This window comes from Streptomyces calidiresistens (assembly GCF_014141525.1).
In the GTDB taxonomy this organism is placed as follows: Bacteria; Actinomycetota; Actinomycetes; order Streptomycetales; family Streptomycetaceae; genus Streptomyces; species Streptomyces calidiresistens.
Genome location: NZ_VKHS01001039.1, coordinates 1 through 1596 on the forward strand (window position 1 = coordinate 1; position 1596 = coordinate 1596).

2 protein-coding genes and 1 pseudogene are annotated in these 1596 nt (G+C 73.7%); 2 read left to right on the forward strand and 1 reads right to left on the reverse strand.

What is annotated here, in order from left to right; genetic code table 11:
* Positions 1 to 465 (reverse strand): annotated as a pseudogene (locus FOE67_RS25250) (hypothetical protein); the annotation flags it as partial.
* Between the two features lie 326 nt (positions 466 to 791).
* On the opposite strand from FOE67_RS25250, the gene FOE67_RS25255 reads away from it, so the two are divergent.
* Together FOE67_RS25255 and FOE67_RS25260 are read left to right on the forward strand one after the other, a co-directional pair.
* Positions 792 to 1301 carry an Asp23/Gls24 family envelope stress response protein gene (locus FOE67_RS25255; protein WP_182667132.1) on the forward strand — a complete coding sequence of 170 codons (510 nt, stop codon included), beginning with the start codon at positions 792 to 794 and terminating at the stop codon, positions 1299 to 1301.
* A 74-nt stretch (positions 1302 to 1375) separates the two neighbouring features.
* Complete coding sequence (locus FOE67_RS25260; protein ID WP_182667133.1) at positions 1376 to 1558, forward strand: hypothetical protein; 183 nt, start codon at positions 1376 to 1378, stop codon at positions 1556 to 1558.
* The last annotated feature ends 38 nt before the right edge of the window (positions 1559 to 1596 follow it).

Consider the following 1596-nt stretch of genomic DNA (forward strand, 5'->3'; position numbering starts at 1 on the left):
CCCGTTCCCCGATTCCGCCGGGCCCCCCGACTCCGCCGGGCCCCCCGACTCCGCCGGCTCCGGGTCCCCGGGGGCCCACAGGCCGTCCACCCGCACGTCCACGATCGTCACCGGCAGGGACAGCGCGCGGGCCCCGGCGGCCAGGGCGGACCGCACCCGGTCCGCCGCATCGGGCAGGGGCTCCTCCCCGGAGAGCAACACCACCGCCTCCAGCCGCACCGTTCCCGTCGTCAGACCGGCCGCCGGACGCTCCCCCCGACCGAGGGGCGGGGCGGTCGTGTCCGGGGAGAACCGCAACCGCGACAACCGCCCCCCGGGGACGGTGTCGGCGTCCCCGGTCAGGAGTTCGCGGACGGCTCCCTCGGCGATCCATCCGGTGCCGGCCGGAACCGGGTCGCCGAAAGGCAGGAGCCTGCCCATCCGCACCTGCTCCCGCACCGTCTCCGTCAGTCCCCGAACACCCATCCGCAACTCGCCCGCCTCGCTCGTCGTCCCCCGTGCGGTCGCCCCGGACGGGGCGGCACGGGCCCGGGAGCACGTGCAGAGGGCTCCCGAATGGGTACAGCATCCCGTATGACCCCCCTCCCGACCACGCGGTTCACCCGGGCGGCGGAGTGTGTCGGGGCGCGGGGGCACGGGTTGTGCCTAATGTGGCCACCGGGCCGGTATTCGTCCGAGCGACGGGAACGGTCCGCGGTCACCGCAGCCTTTGGGGGCCACCGTATCGATCCCGCAGACCCGCGACGGGAGCCGCTTCGGCGCGATCCCGATCGGGCACGAGGAGAGGCACCATGAGCGAGACCAGCACCGAGAAGAGCACCGACCGGAACACCGACACCGACACCTCCCGGGGCAGCCGCACCTCGGGCTCCCGGCGTGGAGGGGGCGATCCCGCCACCCGCGGCCGCACCACCATCGCCGACGGGGTGGTCGCCAAGATCGCCGGTATCGCGGCGCGGGACGTACAGGGCGTCCACGCGATGGGCGGCGGGCTGGCCCGCACCTTCGGTGCGGTTCGCGACCGGGTACCCGGCGGCGGAGGGGGCTCCACCGCCACCCGCGGCGTCAAGGCCGAGGTGGGTGAGGTGCAGACCGCCCTCGACCTGGACCTGGTGGTGGAGTACGGCTACGCCATCTCCGACGTGACGCATGACGTCCGCGAGAACGTCATCTCCTCCGTGGAGCGGATGACCGGCCTCGAGGTCGTCGAGGTCAACATCGCCGTGGGCGACGTCAAGCTCCCCGACGAGGAGGACGAGGACGAGGACGGGGGCGACAGCGGACGCCCGTCCCTCCAGTGACCCCCGGGCCCCGGCGGTTCGGACGGGCAACCGAACCAGCGCCCCGACACGCGCCCCAACGAACGGAGTGAACGATGGGCATGGCACTGGTCGGCATGATCGCCGGCATGGCGCTCGGCTTCGCCGGGTACTTCGGCGGCTTCGGTGCCTTCCTCCTGGTGGCCGCGCTCGGGGCCGTCGGCTTCGTGGTGGGACGGTTCGCCGAGGGTGACATCAACCCGGGTGACTTCTTCCGGGGCACGGGACGCGGGCGATGACCGACGCCTCCGCCCCCCGGACCCTGTCTCTTATACAC